Here is a 17399-nt window from a genome sequence, read left to right on the forward strand (position 1 = left end):
GGCCTCAGGAACGCTGGGAGGCGGCGGAGGCCGGGGCAGCCGGGGCGGCGGAAGCGGCCGGCGCGGGGGCGGAGGCCGGGGCCGAGGCGCCGCTGGCCGCGGCCGCCGGCTTGCCGCCGGTCCAGGGCACGGGCTTGACCGGGGCGCCCGGCATCATCTTCTGGAAGCCGTCGACGACCACCTGCTCGCCGGCCTTCAGGCCGTCGAGGATCACCCACTGGCCGGCCTGCGCATCGCCCACCTTGACCGGCCGGGTCGCCACCTGGCCGCCCTCGCCCACCACCATCACCGTGTCGCCCTGCGGCGTGCGGGTGACGGCCTGCTGCGGCAGCAGCACCGCGTTGCCGGCGCGGGCCTGCTCCAGGCGGACGCGGACATACAGGCCCGGCAGCAGCTGGCCCTTGGGGTTGGGGACCTCGGCGCGCAGCGTGACCTGGCCGGTGGCGGGGTCGACGGTGAGGTCGGAGAACAGCAGGCGGCCCGCCAGCGGGTACTCGCTGCCGTCTTCCAGCAGCACCCGCACCGCGGCGCCCTCGGCCCGGGCGGCGCGCTGCAGGCGGCCCTGCTCGAGGGCGCGGCGCAGGGCCAGGGCCTCGTTGGCCGACTGGGTGAAGTTCACGTACAGCGGATCGATCTGCTGCACCAGCGCCAGCGGCGTGGACTCGGCCTGGCCGACCAGTGCGCCCTCGGTGACCAGGGCGCGGCCGATGCGCCCGGCGATGGGCGAGGTGACCGAGGCCTGGTCCAGGTTGATCTGCGCGGTGGTGACGGCGGCCTGCGCCGCGGCCACCTCGGCCTCGGCCTGCTTCTGCGCGGCGACCGCGTTGGCGTACTCCTGCTTGCTCACCGCGTTGGCCTCGACCAGCGGCTTGTAGCGGTCAGCCAGCGCGGCGGCGGCGGCCAGGTTGGCCTGGGCGCGGGCCTGCGAAGCCTGGGCGCTGGCCAGGGCGGCCTTGTATGGCGCCGGGTCGATGCGGAACAGGAGCTGGCCGGCCTTCACGTCGGAGCCCTCGCGGAACACCCGCTCCTGCACGATGCCGGTGGCCCGGGCGCGGACCTGCGCGACGCGCGAGGCCTCGAGGCGGCCGGGCAGCTCGGTCTGCAGGCCCACGGTGCCCGGCGTGACGGTGACGACTCCGACCTGGGCCGGCGGCATGCCCCCGCCCTGCGGCCCCCCGCCCTGGCCGGGCCCCTTGCTGCAGGCGGACAGGAAGACGGCAGCGGCCAGGCAGGCGCCGGCCGCGAGGAATCGGAGAGGGCTCTTGGGCATGGGGATCGGTGGAGCCGGCCGTGACAGTGACCGGACCGCGCAGTGTATCGACGCGCCCCGGCGCCACCGTGTCAGTTCGGTAAAGCCCGCCCGTTGCCCGAAGGCCATTCGCGCCGCCGCTTGCCAGCGGCCTCAAAGCGTGTGCACATCCACCTCGATCCGCCCCAGGCCGGTGATCTGCGCCACCATGCGGTCGCCCGGGAAGACCTGCGAGACGCCCTCGGGCGTGCCCGTCATGAGGATGTCGCCCGGCTGCAGCGTGTAGAACGACGAGGCGAACTCGATCAACTGCGCCACCCCCAGGATCAGGTCCCGCGTACTGGCGCGCTGGCGCACCTCGCCATTGACCTCGATCAGCAGCTCCAGGTTGCCGACATCGCCGACCTCGTCGGCCGTGGTCAGCCAGGGACCCAGCACGGTGTAGCCGTCGGGCGACTTGCGCATGCTGCGCTCCTCGGGGCCGCGCACCGTCATGTCCAGCCCCACGCAGTAGCCCGCCACGTGCGACAGCGCCTGCGCCGCGGGGATGTGGCGGCCGGCCTTGCCGATCACCGCCACCAGTTCGATCTCGTGGTCGTTGCGCCGCTCGGGCCGCGCGATCGCCACCCCGGCGCTCGCCCCCACCACCGAGCTGGTCGCCTTCAGGAACAGGCCCACCCGCTGGATCTCGCCGATCTGGTTCTGGTGGTGGATGCCCGAGTCGTCACGCGCCTCCTGCAGGTGCTTCATGTAGTTCACCGGCGCGGCCACCACCTTGCCCGGGTTGGCCACGGGGCTCAGGAGCTTCACCCCGGCCAGCGGGCGGCGCACGGCGCCGGGCTGCGCCGCGAGCTGGCGCACCCGGGCGCACACCGCCTCGAGGTTCGCCACCAGCAGGTCATGCCGCGGCAGCGGATAGCGGCAGGCGGGCAGCACCTGCAGGGCCTCGGTGACATCGAGGACCTCCTCGCCCTGCACCAGGCCAAGGCGGTCGTCGTCGAAGCGGCAAAGTTGCATGCGATACCTCCGTGGAATGCGCGGATTCTGGCCGAGCCCTCGGCCCGCGGGGGTCTCCCGGGTTACTGCGCCGGCCGGTATGATGCGCCGCACCAATCCGGGGCCCCCGGGGCCCGACCGACTGCCATGTTCCGCACCCTGCTCAAATCCAAGATCCACCGCGTCGCCGCGACCCACGCCGAACTCCACTACGAAGGCTCCTGCGCCATCGACGAAGACCTGCTCGATGCCGCCGACATCATGGAGAACGAGCAGGTCCACATCTGGAACATCAACAACGGCGAGCGCTTCGTGACCTACGCCATCCGCGCGCAGCGTGGCAGCGGCATCATCTCGGTCAACGGCTCCGCCGCGCGCCGCGCCAGCGTGGGCGACCTGCTGATCATCGCCAGCTTCGCCCAGGTCCACGAGACCCAGGTGAAGGAGCACCAGCCCAAGCTGGTGTTCGTGGACGAGGCCAACCGCCAGAAGGAACTGCGGCACGCCGTGCCCGTGCAGCAGCCCTGACGCCGGCCCGGGCCGCACGCCAGGAGCGATTCCATGAAGATCGATTTCGACGGCGTGCAGGCCTTCGTCGCGGTGGCCGAACTGGGCGGCTTCAGCAAGGCCGCGAGCGAACTGCACATCACGCAGACCGCCCTGACACGCCGCATCCAGAAGCTGGAGGCCTACCTCGGCCTGCGCCTGCTCGATCGGACCACGCGGCGCGTGGACCTGACCGCCGTCGGCCGCGACTTCCTGCCCCAGGCCCGCGCCATCGTCCAGGAGATGACCGCCGCGGTGGACCGGCTCAAGGACATGTCGCTGCGCGCCCGCGGCCACTTCACCCTGGCCTGCATCCCCTCGATGACCTCGCACGTGCTCCCCAAGGTCATCCAGCAGTACGCCGGGCAGTACCCGGACAACCGCATCCGCCTGCTGGACGGCGCCTCGCAGGAGGTGCGCGACGCGGTGCTGGCGGGCCAGGCCGAACTGGGCATCGCGGTGCAGGGCGAGAAGCACCCCGACCTGGCGGAGACCGTGCTGCTGGCGGACCCGCTCGTCTTCATCTGCCGCGCCCCGCACCCGCTGCAGGCGCGGCGCTCGGTGACCTGGGCCGACATGCGCGACGCCGACCTGATCGGCGTGAGCAGCTTCACCGCCACCCGCGTCTTCATGGACTACCAGCTCGCCAAGCGGGGCATCCGCCTGCATGGCAACTACGAGGTGCAGCACCATGCCACCGCGGTGAACTTCGTGGCCGCCGGCGTGGGCAGCGCGATCCTGCCCTCCTCCACCTTCCGCAAGGGGGACCGCCCCGGCGTGCACAAGATCCCGCTCACCCACCCGGTGGTACGGCGCAAGGTGGTCCTGCTGCGGCCTGCCCGCGGCACGCTGTCGCCGGCCGCCCAGGCCTTCGCGGACCTGGTCCGGGGCGTCCGGATCGACGACTAGGGTGTGTCATCGGATTCCCCGGCCCGGGGAATCCGATGACACACCCTAGGGCCGTCTCGGCCACTTATGCGCCAACCGCAACAATAGCGCCCGGTTTTTCATTTCACTCATGAAGGGGGCCTCGGGAGAATCTGCCGGTCTTTCAACCGAGCGAAGAATCCCATGGGCACCGACGTGCTTGTCATCGGCGGCGGCAACGCCGCCCTCTGCGCGGCCCTGATGGCCGCCGAAGCGGGCGCCAGCGTGATGCTGCTGGAATCCGCGCCGCGCGCCTGGCGCGGCGGCAATTCCAGCCACACCCGCAACCTGCGCTGCATGCACGACGCGCCGCAGGACGTCCTGGTGGACGCCTACCCCGAGGAGGAGTTCTGGCAGGACCTGCTCAAGGTCACCGGCGGGCTCACCGACGAACACCTCGCACGCCTGACCATCCGCGCCTCGTCCACCTGCCGCGACTGGATGCGCAAGCACGGCGTGCGCTTCCAGCCGCCGCTGTCCGGCGCGCTGCACGTGGCCCGCACCAATGCCTTCTTCATGGGCGGCGGCAAGGCCCTGGTCAATGCCTACTACCGCAGCGCCGGGAGGCTGGGCGTGCAGGTGCGCTACGAGTCCCCGGTGGACCGCATCGAGTTGCGGGACGGCCGCTTCGTCGCCGCCTGGTGCCGGGGCGAGCGCATCGAGGCGAAGGCCTGCGTGCTGGCCGCCGGCGGCTTCGAATCCGACCGCGCCTGGCTGCGCGAGGCCTGGGGCCGCAACGCGCACGGCGAGTGGCCGGCCGACAACTTCCTGATCCGGGGCACGCGCTTCAACCAGGGGGTGCTGCTTCGCCACCTGCTCGACGACCACGGCGCCGACCGCATCGGCGACCCGACGCAGGCGCACATGGTGGCCATCGACGCCCGGGCGCCGCTGTACGACGGCGGCATCTGCACCCGCATCGACTGCGTCTCGCTGGGCGTGGTGGTGAACCGGGAGGCCCGCCGCTTCTATGACGAGGGCGAGGACTTCTGGCCCAAGCGCTACGCCATCTGGGGCCGCCTGGTGGCGCAGCAGCCGGGGCAGATCGGCTACTCCATCATCGACGCCAAGGCCATCGGCCGCTTCATGCCGCCGGTGTTCCCGGGCGTCAAGGCGGACAGCCTGCCGGAGCTCGCCGCCAAGCTCGGCCTGGACGTTCCCACCTTCACCCGCACGCTCGCCGACTACAACGCCGCCTGCCGCCCCGGCACTTTCGACCACACCGCGCTGGACGACTGCCGCACCGAGGGCGTGGCCCCGGCCAAGACGCACTGGGCGCGCCCCATCGACACGGCGCCGTTCTACGCCTATGCGCTGCGTCCCGGCGTGACCTTCACCTACCTCGGGCTGAAGACCGACGAGACGGCCGCCGTCCGCTTCGGCGGCGTGCCCAGCGACAACCTGTTCGTGGCCGGCGAAATGATGGCCGGCAACGTGCTGGGCAAGGGCTACACCGCCGGCGTCGGCATGAGCATCGGCACGGCCTTCGGCCGCATCGCCGGAACGCAGGCGGCGCGCGCCGCGAAGCAGCAAGGAGTCACCGCACATGCAGGCGCTTGAAGCCCTCACCCGCGACGCCTGCGCCCTGGCGCAGGGGGACGTCGTGCTCACCGGCCCGGAAGCCGAAGTCGCCCGGCAGATGCAGATCTGCAATGCCTGCCGCTACTGCGAGGGCTTCTGCGCGGTCTTTCCGGCGATGACTCGGCGGCTGGAGTTCGGCAAGGCCGACATCCACTTCCTCGCCAACCTGTGCCACAACTGCGGCGCCTGCCTGCACGCCTGCCAGTACGCGCCACCACACGAGTTCGCGATCAACGTGCCGCAGTCGATGGCCCGGGTGCGCGGCCAGACCTATGCCGACTACGCCTGGCCGCCCGCCCTCGGGGCGCTGTACCGCCGCAACGGCCTCACCCTGTCCCTGGCACTGGCGGTGGCGCTCGCGGCCTTCATGGCGCTGGCCGCGGCGATGAAGGGCTCGCTGTGGGGCGCCGATGCCTCGGCGGGCTTCTACGGCATCTTCCCGCACAACCTGCTGGTGGCCCTGTTCGCCCCGGTCTTCCTGTTCGTCACCTTCGCCCTGGGCATGGGCGTGCGCCGCTTCTGGCGCGAGGTCACGCCGGCCACCAGCGGCCAGCCCGCGCGCCTGCCCGAAGCGGCCGAGACCGCGCACGACGTGCTGCGCCTGAAGTACCTGGACGGCGGCCACGGCGACGGTTGCCACAACGACGACGACGCCTACACCCTGGCGCGCCGCCGCGCCCACCACCTCACCTTCTACGGCTTCCTGCTGTGCTTCGCCGCCACCAGCGTGGCGACCCTCTACCACTACCTGTTCGGGTGGGCCGCGCCGTACGACCTGCCGTCCCTGCCCAAGCTGCTGGGAGTGGCGGGCGGCGTGAGCCTGGCGGCCGGCACCGCCTGGCTGTGGCGCCTGAACCTGCGCCGGCAGGCGGAACATGGCGACGCGGCGCAGCGGCCGATGGACCGGGGCTTCATCGCCTTGCTGTTCCTCACCGCCGCCAGCGGACTCGCGCTGTGGCTTGCCCGCTCGACGCCCGCGCTCGCCTTGCTCCTGTGCGTCCACCTCGGCGCGGTGATGGCGCTGTTCGCCACGCTGCCCTATGGGAAGTTCGCCCACGGCGTGTTCCGCACCGCGGCGCTCCTGCGTCACAACGTCGAGAAGCGCCGCCCCAACCCGGTCGGCCTGGCGGCCGACTGAACCCGCCCCATCCTGCCCTGGAGGACCTTCCCTTGAAGAAGCGACTGATCCTGAGTGCCGTCGCCGCGTGCGCGACGGCCGCCACCCTGCTGGCCGCGGCCCCTGCCCGCGCGCAGGCCGCCCCCGACTTCCCGCCGAAGAAGGCGGTGACCATCGTGGTCGGCTTCGCCGCCGGTGGCGCGGCCGACAGCGCGGCCCGCCAGATCGGCAAGAAGCTCGGCGAGAACCTCGGCATCGGCGTCATCATCGACAACAAGCCGGGGGCGGGCGGCAACATCGCGCACCAGTTCGTGGCCCAGGGCCCGGCGGACGGCAGCGTGATCCTGTTCGGATCGGTCGGCCCGCTGGCGATCGCCCCGCACCTGATGAAACTGCCCTACGACCCGCAAAAGGACCTGGCGCCCATCACCATGGGCGTGAATTTCCCGAACGTGCTGGTGGTCCATGCGGGCACGCGCATCAGGACCTTCGCCGAGTTCATCGCCTACGCCAAGGCCAACCCGGGCAAGCTCGACTACGCGTCCACCGGCCCGGGTTCGGCGTCGCACCTGGCCGGGGAACTGCTGGACGACATGGCCAGGATCGACACCGTGCATGTCCCGTACAAGGGGGGCGCGCCGGCCCTGCAGGACCTGCTGGCCGGGCGGGTCGCCGCCTACTACTCCACGCTGTCGACGGCCCAGGCGCACATCGACAGCGGCAAGCTCATTCCCCTGGCGTCCACGGGCGCCCGGCGGCTCGCCGCCCTGCCCAAGGTGCCGACGATCGCGGAGTCGGGCTACCCCGGCTACGTGGCCACCAACTGGTACGCCTTCGTGGCGTCAGCCAAGGTGCCGGCGCCGGTCCTGGATCGCTGGAACAGCGAGCTGGTGAAGGTGCTGAAGGACCCGGCCCTGTCCGAGGCCCTGAGCAGCCACGGCCTGCTGCCCCAGCCGGGCACCCGCGATGAACTGGCCCGGGAGATCGCGCGCGAGTCGGCCCTGTGGGGCCGCGTGATCCGGGAGCGCAAGATCACGACGCCCTGACTTCCGCGGCGGCGTCGTCGCGGTCCGCCGGCAGCGTGCTGCCGGTGACGGCCAGGCGGCGCGCCAGCACGCTCATCTCGCGGTAGATGCGGCCGGCCTCGGGATGCCAGTGCGCGACGCGGTCGCCCTGCGCCAGCACCACCGCCGTGTCGCCGCGCGCGGCGGGGCCGACGATGGAGCCGGCCGGGCCGAGGGCCAGGGTGTTCTCCACGGTGGCGCGCAGCAGGGCCTCGTTGACCTTGGGCACCAGGGCCGGCGGCACGCCGGCCTCGGCCCAGGCCTCGCGGGCGATGGCCTGCAGCACGATCATGAAGTTGCTGCAGATCACCGCGGCCCCGTGGTACAGGGGCTTGTGCTCGCCCTGCACCTCGAAGCACTCGCCGCCGATGGCCTCGAACAGCGGGCGCAGCGCGCCCTTCGCCGCCGCATCGCCCTCGAGCCCGCAGGGCGTGCCGGGGAAGCGGGCGGCGCCCGCCTCGGGTGAGGCGAAGTTCAGCACCGGATGCACGCTGGCCGCCAGCCACCCCAGCGCCTGCAGCGGCGCCATCGCGGACGCCGGCAGGAAGCCGCTGCAGTGGAAGGCCAGGGCCGGGCGTACCTGGCCGCGCGCGCGCAGCGACTGCGCGAGCTGCGCGGCCACCTCGGCCACCTGCGAGTCCGGCACGCTGAGCATCCACAGGTCGGCCTCGCGCAGGTCGTCCAGGCCGGCGGCGGCGCGGCCCGCACCGATGAAGGCCTGCGCGCGCGCCACGCTGTCCGCGCGGCGGGCCAACAGGTCCTGCACTTCGCACAGCCCGCGCGCGTGCCACAGGCGCGCCAGCGCCTGGCCGACCCGGCCGGTGCCGATGACGTTGAGTCGTTGCATGTCGGCTCGGCGCCCGTCAACGGGCGAAGGCGGCAGCCGCGAGGACGGCGGCGCCTCCGGCGATGCCGGCGCGGGTCGGGAGGTGTCTGCGATCCATGGGATGTCTCAGGTTGTCGTTGGGCCTTCCGGTGAGCGGGCGCAGGGCATGCAGCCCGCGTCCAGGATGCCGCAACTCTACGCGACCCCTGCGGCACCTCGGCGCCCCATCGCCGCGGAGCCAGCGCGGCGGAAGACGACGACGGCAACTTCGACAAGGTCACCGTCATCGCCGAGAAGGCCGTCCTGCGCGGCATCGGCGAGCACCATCACAGGCTCCGGTTCACGTTCTGGCTGCATCGCAGCGCGGGAGGCGGCGCGGGGCCGCCCTGTGTGCTGACAATGAATACCTGTAGAGCCGGCATTCATGGATCTGTTCGCCTGAGAAGGAGGCGCAATCCGTACTGCTCGACCAGGTATTCATCAAGCTGGATGACACCCGGCTCCGGGAGTTCACCGCCTTGCTGGATGCCTCCGGCGGCATCCGATCCCGGGCTGGAGCGCCCGCGCGCGGTCAAGGCGCCCTGGAAGGCGGGCCGATGACCCTCCACGCCCCGGCACCGCTACCAGCCGAGGCCCAGGTCCAGGGGTTTGGCTACGGCGAGTCGGTGCTGGACGAGTTGCTCGAGCCCCGGGCCCTGGCCCACCGGGGCAGCCGTGCGAGCCGCACCTTGGTCGTCACGGACGATGACCGACGGGTCATGGGCTACGACGCGCTCGCTGCGCATGGCCTAGGAGCGCGCGACGAATCCAGTCAGGCTCGCCCTAGCCCAGGACGGACAGGACAGCTTCGTGGAGCGCGGGCCGGACGATCGCTCCCAAGTACTCGGTGGGAAGGTCGCTCGGAATGATGAGGTCGTAGGTCGTTCGGCGCTCACCCACGGCGATCTGCAATTTCGCCTTCACGTCGCGCGGCAAATCGGCAAAGAGCGACTCCGGCGGAGTCTGCAACCGGCGCTCGAACTCCAGGTGCAACCGCGTCCCGGTCGTCCTGCCGTCATTTCGCAACCGGGCGATCGGGCCCTCCAGGAAGCGGCCGGGCGCCTCGGCACGTTCTTCACGGCAGGGCAAGTAGATCGTGATGCGGGTCTTGGTGGACCTCATCCCGACGCGTCGGCCAGCGCCTTCGATGCGAAGGGCGTCCTCCTCCAGGCAGTGCAAGATCGCCTGGAAGAGCCGTTGCGCCAGCGCCTGACTGCGCGCCTTGCCGCTGGGCCAACGGGTCCAAAACGCCGGAAGGTCGACTTCCGCCATCGCGTTGTCGGCGTCTCGGCCGAACTCTTCCGTGCCAATGCTGAAATCGTTGGCGATGAACATGACCAGGGACCGCAGCAGAAGTCCCGCATGGCTGGAGGCCGGATTGATGCGGCCCCAGTGTTCGTTCTCCAGCATCGTGCGGGCCAGCTCCGTGATGGAAGGCACATGCGCCTCGTCAGACGCCGCCCACGAGTAATTCATCTTTTGGTCGACGCTCCCCTCGGGAATACGCAGGCGCTCCCAGGAGGCCCGCACCGCGGCGCCGCTGAGCCGGCAGGGCCGGGGCGTCAGATAGACCAACAGGATAGGCACGGTGCTCCCCTGCTCCAGCGACTCTTCATCCACGCTGTTGCGGAGCAACTGGTATTCGTCCCACAACTGCGTCGGATCGGCCGCACCGTCGGAGATCTTGTTCTCGATCGCGACCACCAGGCGCAGTTGGTCGTGGGGCAGGTACAACCGGATGACGATGTCCAGGTCCCGCCGGCTCATGCGCGCGTCCGGTGCGCCTGACTGGCCCAGTCGCATCGGCAGGCGCTCTTCGAGACTGACCTGGACCCGGTCGAAGGCCTTGATGGCCTCCAGCATCGTCTGCGGTCGATTGCGCGGGCGGATATCGCTCCACAGGTCCAGGCGGGTGATCGCCTCGCGACAGGGCTCGAGAAACTCGCCCAGGAACGCGCGAGCGTAGCCGTGCGAACCGTCGGGATTGAGCAGGAACGCCAGCACAGAACTCATGTTCGGCTCGTCGACGCGCCCGTCTCCCTTGCAGAAGATCTCAAAAATATTCAATTTTCCGCTTCCCTCTTAGGTGGCAGTTTCGGCCTGTCCGCGCGCACGCAAGGAATAGTTTTTAAATTACCAATGCATTAGCCGGATGAATCCATTGACCCTACGTATTTCCATTCGATTCGTCGATTCTCGACTTCACCGATATTGGCTTTTTACCAAGGCTTGCGGTAATCTTTTTCAGGCTCAGGCTCGAATGGCATCGCATTCATTGGTAAATCGATGTCGATTCGGGAAAACGTTCCACCCTCCGACGTCCGCCCGGCCCGCTACCGGTGCATTCCAGCCAGTGGATGCGTCAGGGGCTGGTTCAAAAGGACCCCTCCGTGTTCATGAGGAAGTCTGATGCTCAAGCCGCTCACCAAGTCCCGGTTCAAGATCGCCTTGGAATGCCCGACGAAGCTTTACTACGAGTCCCGTCCCGGCGACTACCGCAACCAGATGCGAGAAAATGCCTTCCTCGCAGCCCTGGCGGATGGTGGCCACCAAGTCGGCACGCTCGCCAAATTCAAGTACCACCCAGACCCGATCGGCCAGGCGATCACAGTCGAGGCGAACGGCTACGATGAGTCGGTGGCGCAGACCCACCAGCGCCTGGCGGTCCCAGGCCGGGTCGTGGTCGCGGAGGCAGCCCTGCGCCACGACCACTATTTCGTTCGGGTTGACCTGCTGATTCGGGATCAGGAGCGCAAGCGCATCGAGCTCATCGAGGTCAAGTCCAAGGGGGTGAGCGAGCAGGACGTCGCCGGGCAATTCACTGACAAGGCCTGGCGGCCTTACCTCTATGACGTGGCGTTCCAGGCGGAGGTGGCTTCCCGTGTGTTTCCCGGCTGGCAGATCGTTCCCAAGCTGGTGCTCATGGACAAATCGGTGGCCTGCGACGTCGAGGCCTTGCACCAGCAGTTCCCCGTCGTCTTTGACGCCGACGGACGTAACGCCCGGGTGGAGGTCGCTGCGGGCCTGGACCGGGCTGCGCTCGGGTCGCTCGACATCCTGAGGGAGGTGGACGTGAGCGACTTGGTGCAAGGCTTGCGGGCTGCACCGGTGGACGTCACGGGCGCACCCCCCGAGCAGGTCGCCAGCCTGCCCGCCTTCATGGCGTGGGCGGCCGGGCTTCAGCACCAGGAAATCCGTCATTTCGGGGGCATGAGCAAGGCCTGCAAGGACTGCCAGTACCGTGCGACTGAGGGCGATCCTCTGCGCAGCGGCGTGCATGAATGCCTCGAGGAGGCCATCCGGCGGGGCCTGCTCGATACGCCCAAGGCGAGCGTCGATCGCAGCCAGCCGCTGGCCATTGACCTGTGGGGCGCGATGGCGGGAAGGCCGGGCATTGCGCAGCGGGTACTCCAGGCACGCCGGGCGCTGCTGGCCGATGTGCAGGAGCAGGACATCGCCCCGGCACGGGTCGCCCCGGCGATTGGTTTCACGCCTCTGGAGCGTCGGCTGGCCCAGGTTCGCGCAGTTCGCGAACCCGACTTCAGCTTCGAGATCCGGGAGGACCGCCTGGCCGAGATGGACCGCTGGGAATGGCCATTGCACATGATCGACTTCGAGACTTCGGCTCCCGCCGTGCCCTTCTTCAAGGGAACCCGGCCGCATGAGACCCTCGCCTTCCAGTTCAGCCATCACGTCATGGAAAAGGACGCCGCCGGGCATGTGACGATCCGGCACGCCTCCCAGTGGATCTGCACGGATGCAGGCGTCTTTCCGAGCATCGAGTTCGTTCGCCAACTGCGCGCGGCCCTCATGCCGCAGGGTCGCCTGATGGGCACGGTTTTCAGGTACCACTTCCACGAAAACTCGGTACTGAGGAAACTGCGCCCACTCGTCGCGGCAAGCGCCCAGGCCGATGCCCCCGAGTTGATCGCCTTCATCGACCTCATCACCGGCCCAGGGGAGGGCGCTGACGCCCCGGCCCGTGAGATGGTGGACCTGCACCGCCTGGTCCAGGAGGGCTATTACTCGGCACGAGCCGGGGGCAGCGTCTCCCTCAAGTACATGCTGCCCGCCATCTTGAACGATGCCCCCGGCCTGCGGCAGTTGTACGCCCGAGCCGGCATCTACGGCCGCGGGTTGCCGATCGCGAGCTTGAACTTCGACGGCACAGGTGGGCACGTGTGGTTGCAGGACGGTTGCGGCGGAGACCCCTACAAGACGCTGCCGCCCATTTTCGGGGCCGGCTTCGACGCGCTCGACGCCATGCTCCTTCGGCTTCGCGGGTCCGACGGGGAAGACGGAGCCATCGCCCATGGGGGCGCGGCCATGACGGCCTACAACTACACCCAGTTCTCGCGGCTGGCACCCGCACAACGGCAGGAAATCGAGGCAGCACTATTGCGCTACTGCGAACTGGACACCCTGGCCATGGTGATGCTGGTCCAGGGCCTGATGGAACTGCGGGGGCGGCCCCTGCCATTGGCAGGTTTGGGCGGGTGATGCCGTCCACGTCCCGCCCGCTGGCTTGCGCGCGTCGATCCACGCACCGACGCCGGTTGGTTCGCCAGCAAGGCATAGGCCGGCGCCCTGGGGACCGGGCCGTCGTCATTGAGTTAAGGTTAAGTTCATACGCCACACCGGACAGTACTTACCGCGCGGGTCTAACGCGAAGGCTCGACATGCGCACGGCCCCAGAACACGCGCCGGATCTGGCTGTTTTTGGAATGGGAAGCAAAGTGGTATTTCGCCGATGACGCTTGAAGAAACTCTGCAATTGCTGGTCAAGGCGCCGGCCCTGGACAAACAGCAATTGGATGCCGTCGCCATGGCCTGGCTCTCGGCCGTCGCGCGATTCGATGAGATGGACGGCCAGGAGCAGGCCTTCTTCAAGGAATCGTATGACGCTGCGTTGCGGCTGCTGGTCACGCGCTTGCGCAGCGGCCTGGACTCGCACCCCTGCGAGCGGCTCCTTGAACTCGTCAAATCTGCGCCCTTCCATGAGCAAGCCGATGCGCAGCGGTACAACGGGCTCGCCGAGAGCATCCAACTGGAGGGGATTGCTGCGGACACCCAGGACACGCCATCACCGGCGGGCCCACGCGTGGCGATGAATGTGGCGGTGCAACTCGCGGCCCTGGGGGCCGCGGCCAGCCTGCAGGCGATCAGGCTGCAGTTGCCTGCCCTGGCGACGCGGGACATCAACCAACTCGATCGCGTCGTGCGAGACCTCGGCACCCTGGGGTCGGGCCTTGCGGACCAGGAGGCGGCCTGACCATGGGCGTCGTACTGACCACTGTTCCGCCAGCGGCCGCCGCTTCTTTCTGCCGGATGCACGCCATCCCAGCGCACACCTCGGTTCCCCTGGCGTTGGGCTTTGACCTCAAGACCACCGGGCATCTGCGCCACAGCGGCACCACGGTGGTCCTCTCGGCGCCCCTGACGACGGTTGTGCATATCGCCCGGTTGGTTCGACAGACCACCGGCTGCAAGGCAGTCGAGTTCGCATGGCCCGAAGGCGCGGGCGTCGTGGTGGGAGAGCGCACGCTGGTGACGACGCTCCCGCCCGAGGGCTATCACGCGATGAGTCGCAGGGCCGCCTGCCAGAGCTTGCTGGACGAGGGGCTTTCCCAGGAGGATGCCGAGGCTTTGCTGGATGATGAAGGCGGCGCCTATGACCACGCGCCGGAGTTTCGCGATGCGCTTCAGCATGCCTGGCAGGCCCTGGCGGTTCGGCTGGGCCGCTACCCCAGCAAGAGGCAACTGGGCCGCCAGGCCCCGTTCGCCACCTTGTTCAGCCTGGGCTACGACACCGAGCACTATGGTGCCGCAGACCTCGCCGTCATCGACCAGGCCATCGACCAGATGCGGGGAAACGGCCCCAGTTACACCGACCTGGCCAAGGCCCGGGCCTTCCTGGCCTGGACCCCTGGGGAACCACGGCGCGAGCACCGCGACCGCATCAGGCTGTTCTTCGAGAACGCGCCGAGGCAATTCCTGGACCGGGTCCGGCACTTCGAGGCCTTGATCCCGGCCACAGGTGGATGGGTGGTGGCGTACGCGTCGGCCCGGGTGCGTGGCAGCGTCTCGGTCGGCCGGCTTGCGGCATCCAAAATCAACGGCTGGGACAGCGGCTATCCCCACCTGGAGGAGCCGGCGCGCTCGGATCGGGAAGTCCTGTGCACGATGTTGGCCCAGGACCCGCAGGGCCTGCAGCAGGCACCCGCCGAAGTGCAACGCGCCTTGAAGTCCTTCCTCCGGCTCCTGCCCGCCGGAGGAAGCCCGCGCAGGCCCGTCACCACTGATGGACGCGCGGTAAGGAAGGCCCTGGCCAATGAGCGGTTCGACGAGGCGATTGCCTGGAGTGTCGGACAGCTTCGCGGGGGCGGTATGTCAGCGGCTGACCTAGTCGCCCTGCACGGCCTCATCCAGGGACACCGCATCCGGGGATAGAAGAGTCGACGCGCCACCAAAGGCTCTTGATGTCGACAATTCGCTTGGCATGGGAACCGCTGCTGTCCTGAAGAAGGACGGCACCTGAAGCACCCTCGCCGCTCACTCCACCGTCACGCTCTTCGCCAGGTTCCTCGGCTTGTCCACGTCCGTCCCCCGCGCCACCGCCGTGTGGTACGCCAGCAGCTGCAGCGGCACCACGTGCAGCAGGGGGCTGAGCGGGCCGTAGTGCTCGGGCATGCGGATCACGTGCAGGCCGTCGCTGCTCTCGATGCGGGTGTCCGCGTCGGCCAGCACGTACAGCACGCCGCCGCGCGCGCGCACTTCCTGCATGTTGCTTTTCAGCTTCTCCAGCAGCGCGTCGTTCGGCGCCACGGTGACCACCGGCATCTCGCTGGTCACCAGCGCCAGCGGGCCGTGCTTGAGTTCGCCGGCTGCATAGGCCTCGGCGTGGATGTAGGTGATCTCCTTGAGCTTGAGCGCGCCCTCGAGGGCGATCGGGTAGTGCAGCCCCCGGCCCAGGAACAGCGCGTTCTGCTTGCCCGCGAAGTCCTCCGCCCACGAAATGATCTGCGGCTCCAGCGCCAGCACCGCGGACAGCGCCGCCGGCAGGTGGCGCATGGCCTTGAGGTGGGCCGCTTCCTCGGCCTCGGTCAGGCGGCCCTTGGCCTGGGCCAGGGCCAGCGTGAGCAGGAACAGGCCCGCCAGCTGCGTGGTGAAGGCCTTGGTCGAGGCCACGCCCACCTCCACGCCGGCGCGCGTGAGGTAGGCCAGCTTGCACTCGCGCACCATCGCCGACGTGGCCACATTGCACACGGTGAGCGTGTTCGTCATGCCCAGGGACTGCGCATGGCGCAGCGCCGCCAGCGTGTCGGCCGTCTCGCCGGACTGGCTGATGGTGACCACCAGCGTGTCCGGATTCGGCACCGACTCGCGGTAGCGGTACTCGCTGGCGATCTCCACCTGGGTCGGGATCTTCGCGATCGACTCCAGCCAGTACTTCGCGGCGCAGCCGCTGTAGTAGCTGGTGCCGCAGGCGAGGATCAGGACCGAGTCGATCTTCTGGAAGGTGCGGTGCGCGCCCTCGCCCGGCGCGGGCTGGCCGGCGCCCTCGAACAGCTCGGGCACCACTGCCTCCAGGCCCTCGAGCGTGTCGGCGATGGCGCGCGGCTGCTCGAAGATCTCCTTCTGCATGTAGTGCCGGTAGGGGCCGAGTTCAGCCGCGCCGCTGTGGGCACGCACCGTGCGCACCGGGCGCTCGGCGCGGCGGCCGCCGCGGTCCGTCACCCAGAAGCGGCCCAGCTGCAGGTCCACCAGGTCGCCCTCCTCGAGGTAGACGATCTGGTCGGTCACGCCGGCCAGGGCCATCGCGTCGCTGGCCAGGAAATGCTCCTTGCCGCCCTCGCCCACGCCCAGCACCAGGGGCGAGCCGGCGCGCGCGCCGACCACGCGGTGCGGCTCGTCCTTGCAGAACACGGCGATGGCATAGGCGCCATGCAGCTGCGCCACGGCGGCCTGCACCGCCTCGAACAGGTCGCCCTCGTAGAGGCTGTCGACCAGGTGGGCGATGACCTCGGTGTCGGTCTGGCTGGCGAAGGCATAGCCCCGGGCCTGCAGCGCGGCGCGCAGCTCGTCGTGGTTCTCGATGATGCCGTTGTGGACCAGCGCGATGCGGCCGGCCTTGTCGGCGGCGGCGCCGGGGCCGTGGCTGAAATGCGGGTGGGCGTTGTGCACCGCCGGGGCGCCGTGCGTGGCCCAGCGGGTGTGGGCGATGCCGGTCGTGCCCTCGAGCTTCTCGGCGGTCACCTGCTGCAGCAGTTCCGCGACGCGCTGGGTGCTGCGCGCGCGGCGCAGGCCGCCGGCATGCACCGCGACGCCGCAGGAGTCATAGCCCCGGTACTCGAGCCGCTGCAGGCCCTGGACGAGGATGGGGACGATGTTGCGGTCAGAGACCGCGGCGACGATGCCGCACATGGTGGAAGCTCCTGAGGTTGGCTGGACTGTAGGAGGGATGGAACGGAATTTGTGTCCGAATTTTTAAATCCGATGGTTTTTTATTTCTCGCATCTCAATTGATGAAATAAGATTTCCCCAACATGCAAGAAATTGAAGCCAGGTTTCTCGACACCATCGACCGCCACCTGCTGGACTTGCTCCAGCAGGATGCCTCGCTGAGCAACCTCGAGCTGGCGCGCCGGGTCCATGTCTCGCCGCCCACCTGCCTGCGGCGGGTCAAGCGCCTGCACGAGGCGGGGCTGATCGAACGGCAGGTGGCGGTGCTGCATGCCGACCGCCTCGGCGAGGTCCTGGGCCACGGGCTGGAAGCCATCGTCGAGGTGACGCTGGAGCGCCAGGGCGCCGAGCACCTGGCCGCCTTCGAGGCCCGCGTCGTCGCCGACGACGCGGTGCAGCAGTGCTACCGCGTCTCGCCGGGGCCCGACTTCATCCTGCACGTGCGCGCCGCCGACATGCCGGGCTACCTGGCCTTGCAGCAGCGGCTGTTCACGGCCGATGCCAACGTGCGCAACGTCAAGGCCTTCTTCTCGGTGCGCCGCGCCAAGTTCGCGCCGCGCATCCCGCTGGCCTGAGGCGCCGCCAGCGACC

Annotated in this window: 14 protein-coding genes; 9 read left to right on the plus strand and 5 right to left on the minus strand. The window is 69.5% G+C overall.

Going from position 1 to position 17399, the window contains the following annotated elements:
- Nucleotides 1-4: 4 nt before the first annotated feature.
- Entirely contained in the window at nt 5-1270 is a 1266-nt protein-coding gene (locus ACT80S_RS15605; RefSeq protein ID WP_377417473.1) for an efflux RND transporter periplasmic adaptor subunit, read from the minus strand.
- 132 nt (nt 1271-1402) lie between these two features.
- Nucleotides 1403-2266, minus strand: coding sequence for a fumarylacetoacetate hydrolase family protein (locus ACT80S_RS15610; protein WP_377417475.1), 864 nt, complete (start codon nt 2264-2266; stop codon nt 1403-1405).
- A 126-nt stretch (nt 2267-2392) separates the two neighbouring features.
- Between ACT80S_RS15610 and panD the strand changes: the two genes are divergently transcribed.
- The 5 genes from panD to ACT80S_RS15635 all read left to right on the plus strand — a co-directional run bounded on the left by panD (nt 2393) and on the right by ACT80S_RS15635 (nt 7462).
- Nucleotides 2393-2773 carry an aspartate 1-decarboxylase gene (gene panD / locus ACT80S_RS15615; RefSeq protein WP_377417477.1) on the plus strand — a complete coding sequence of 127 codons (381 nt, stop codon included), beginning with the start codon at nt 2393-2395 and terminating at the stop codon, nt 2771-2773.
- 33 nt (nt 2774-2806) lie between these two features.
- A complete protein-coding gene (locus ACT80S_RS15620) occupies nt 2807-3700 on the plus strand; it encodes a LysR family transcriptional regulator (protein WP_377417479.1) in 894 nt (297 codons plus the stop codon).
- 162 nt (nt 3701-3862) lie between these two features.
- On the plus strand, nt 3863-5278 hold the full coding sequence (tcuA, locus tag ACT80S_RS15625) for an FAD-dependent tricarballylate dehydrogenase TcuA (RefSeq protein ID WP_377417481.1): 1416 nt from the start codon (nt 3863-3865) through the stop codon (nt 5276-5278).
- Entirely contained in the window at nt 5265-6437 is a 1173-nt protein-coding gene (tcuB, locus tag ACT80S_RS15630; RefSeq protein WP_377417483.1) for a tricarballylate utilization 4Fe-4S protein TcuB, read from the plus strand. The genes tcuA and tcuB overlap by 14 nt, the downstream gene beginning before the upstream one ends.
- Before the next feature lie 32 nt (nt 6438-6469).
- On the plus strand, nt 6470-7462 hold the full coding sequence (locus tag ACT80S_RS15635) for a Bug family tripartite tricarboxylate transporter substrate binding protein (protein ID WP_377417485.1): 993 nt from the start codon (nt 6470-6472) through the stop codon (nt 7460-7462).
- Here ACT80S_RS15635 and ACT80S_RS15640 read toward each other — a convergent pair.
- Both ACT80S_RS15640 and ACT80S_RS15645 read right to left on the minus strand, forming a co-directional pair.
- Entirely contained in the window at nt 7449-8327 is an 879-nt protein-coding gene (locus ACT80S_RS15640; protein ID WP_377417487.1) for a Rossmann-like and DUF2520 domain-containing protein, read from the minus strand. The genes ACT80S_RS15635 and ACT80S_RS15640 overlap by 14 nt on opposite strands.
- An 801-nt stretch (nt 8328-9128) precedes the next feature.
- Nucleotides 9129-10412 carry a PD-(D/E)XK nuclease family protein gene (locus ACT80S_RS15645; protein WP_377417489.1) on the minus strand — a complete coding sequence of 428 codons (1284 nt, stop codon included), beginning with the start codon at nt 10410-10412 and terminating at the stop codon, nt 9129-9131.
- A gap of 342 nt (nt 10413-10754) precedes the next feature.
- Between ACT80S_RS15645 and ACT80S_RS15650 the strand changes: the two genes are divergently transcribed.
- The 3 genes from ACT80S_RS15650 to ACT80S_RS15660 all read left to right on the plus strand — a co-directional run bounded on the left by ACT80S_RS15650 (nt 10755) and on the right by ACT80S_RS15660 (nt 14795).
- Nucleotides 10755-12845 carry a DUF2779 domain-containing protein gene (locus ACT80S_RS15650; RefSeq protein ID WP_377417491.1) on the plus strand — a complete coding sequence of 697 codons (2091 nt, stop codon included), beginning with the start codon at nt 10755-10757 and terminating at the stop codon, nt 12843-12845.
- Between the two features lie 250 nt (nt 12846-13095).
- A complete protein-coding gene (locus tag ACT80S_RS15655; protein ID WP_377417493.1) occupies nt 13096-13617 on the plus strand; it encodes a hypothetical protein in 522 nt (173 codons plus the stop codon).
- Nucleotides 13618-13619: 2 nt separating this feature from the next.
- The gene (locus ACT80S_RS15660) at nt 13620-14795 is read left to right on the plus strand and encodes a hypothetical protein (RefSeq protein WP_377417495.1); all 1176 of its coding nucleotides are present in this window, start codon (nt 13620-13622) and stop codon (nt 14793-14795) included.
- A gap of 102 nt (nt 14796-14897) precedes the next feature.
- Here the strand turns inward: ACT80S_RS15660 and glmS are convergent, their stop codons facing one another.
- A complete protein-coding gene (glmS, locus tag ACT80S_RS15665) occupies nt 14898-16769 on the minus strand; it encodes a glutamine--fructose-6-phosphate transaminase (isomerizing) (RefSeq protein ID WP_377417497.1) in 1872 nt (623 codons plus the stop codon).
- A 122-nt stretch (nt 16770-16891) separates the two neighbouring features.
- Between glmS and ACT80S_RS15670 the strand changes: the two genes are divergently transcribed.
- Nucleotides 16892-17383: an Lrp/AsnC family transcriptional regulator gene (locus ACT80S_RS15670; protein WP_377417499.1), complete on the plus strand. Its 492-nt coding sequence runs from the start codon at nt 16892-16894 to the stop codon at nt 17381-17383.
- The last annotated feature ends 16 nt before the right edge of the window (nt 17384-17399 follow it).

Source organism: Ramlibacter sp. MAHUQ-53 (assembly GCF_052600055.1).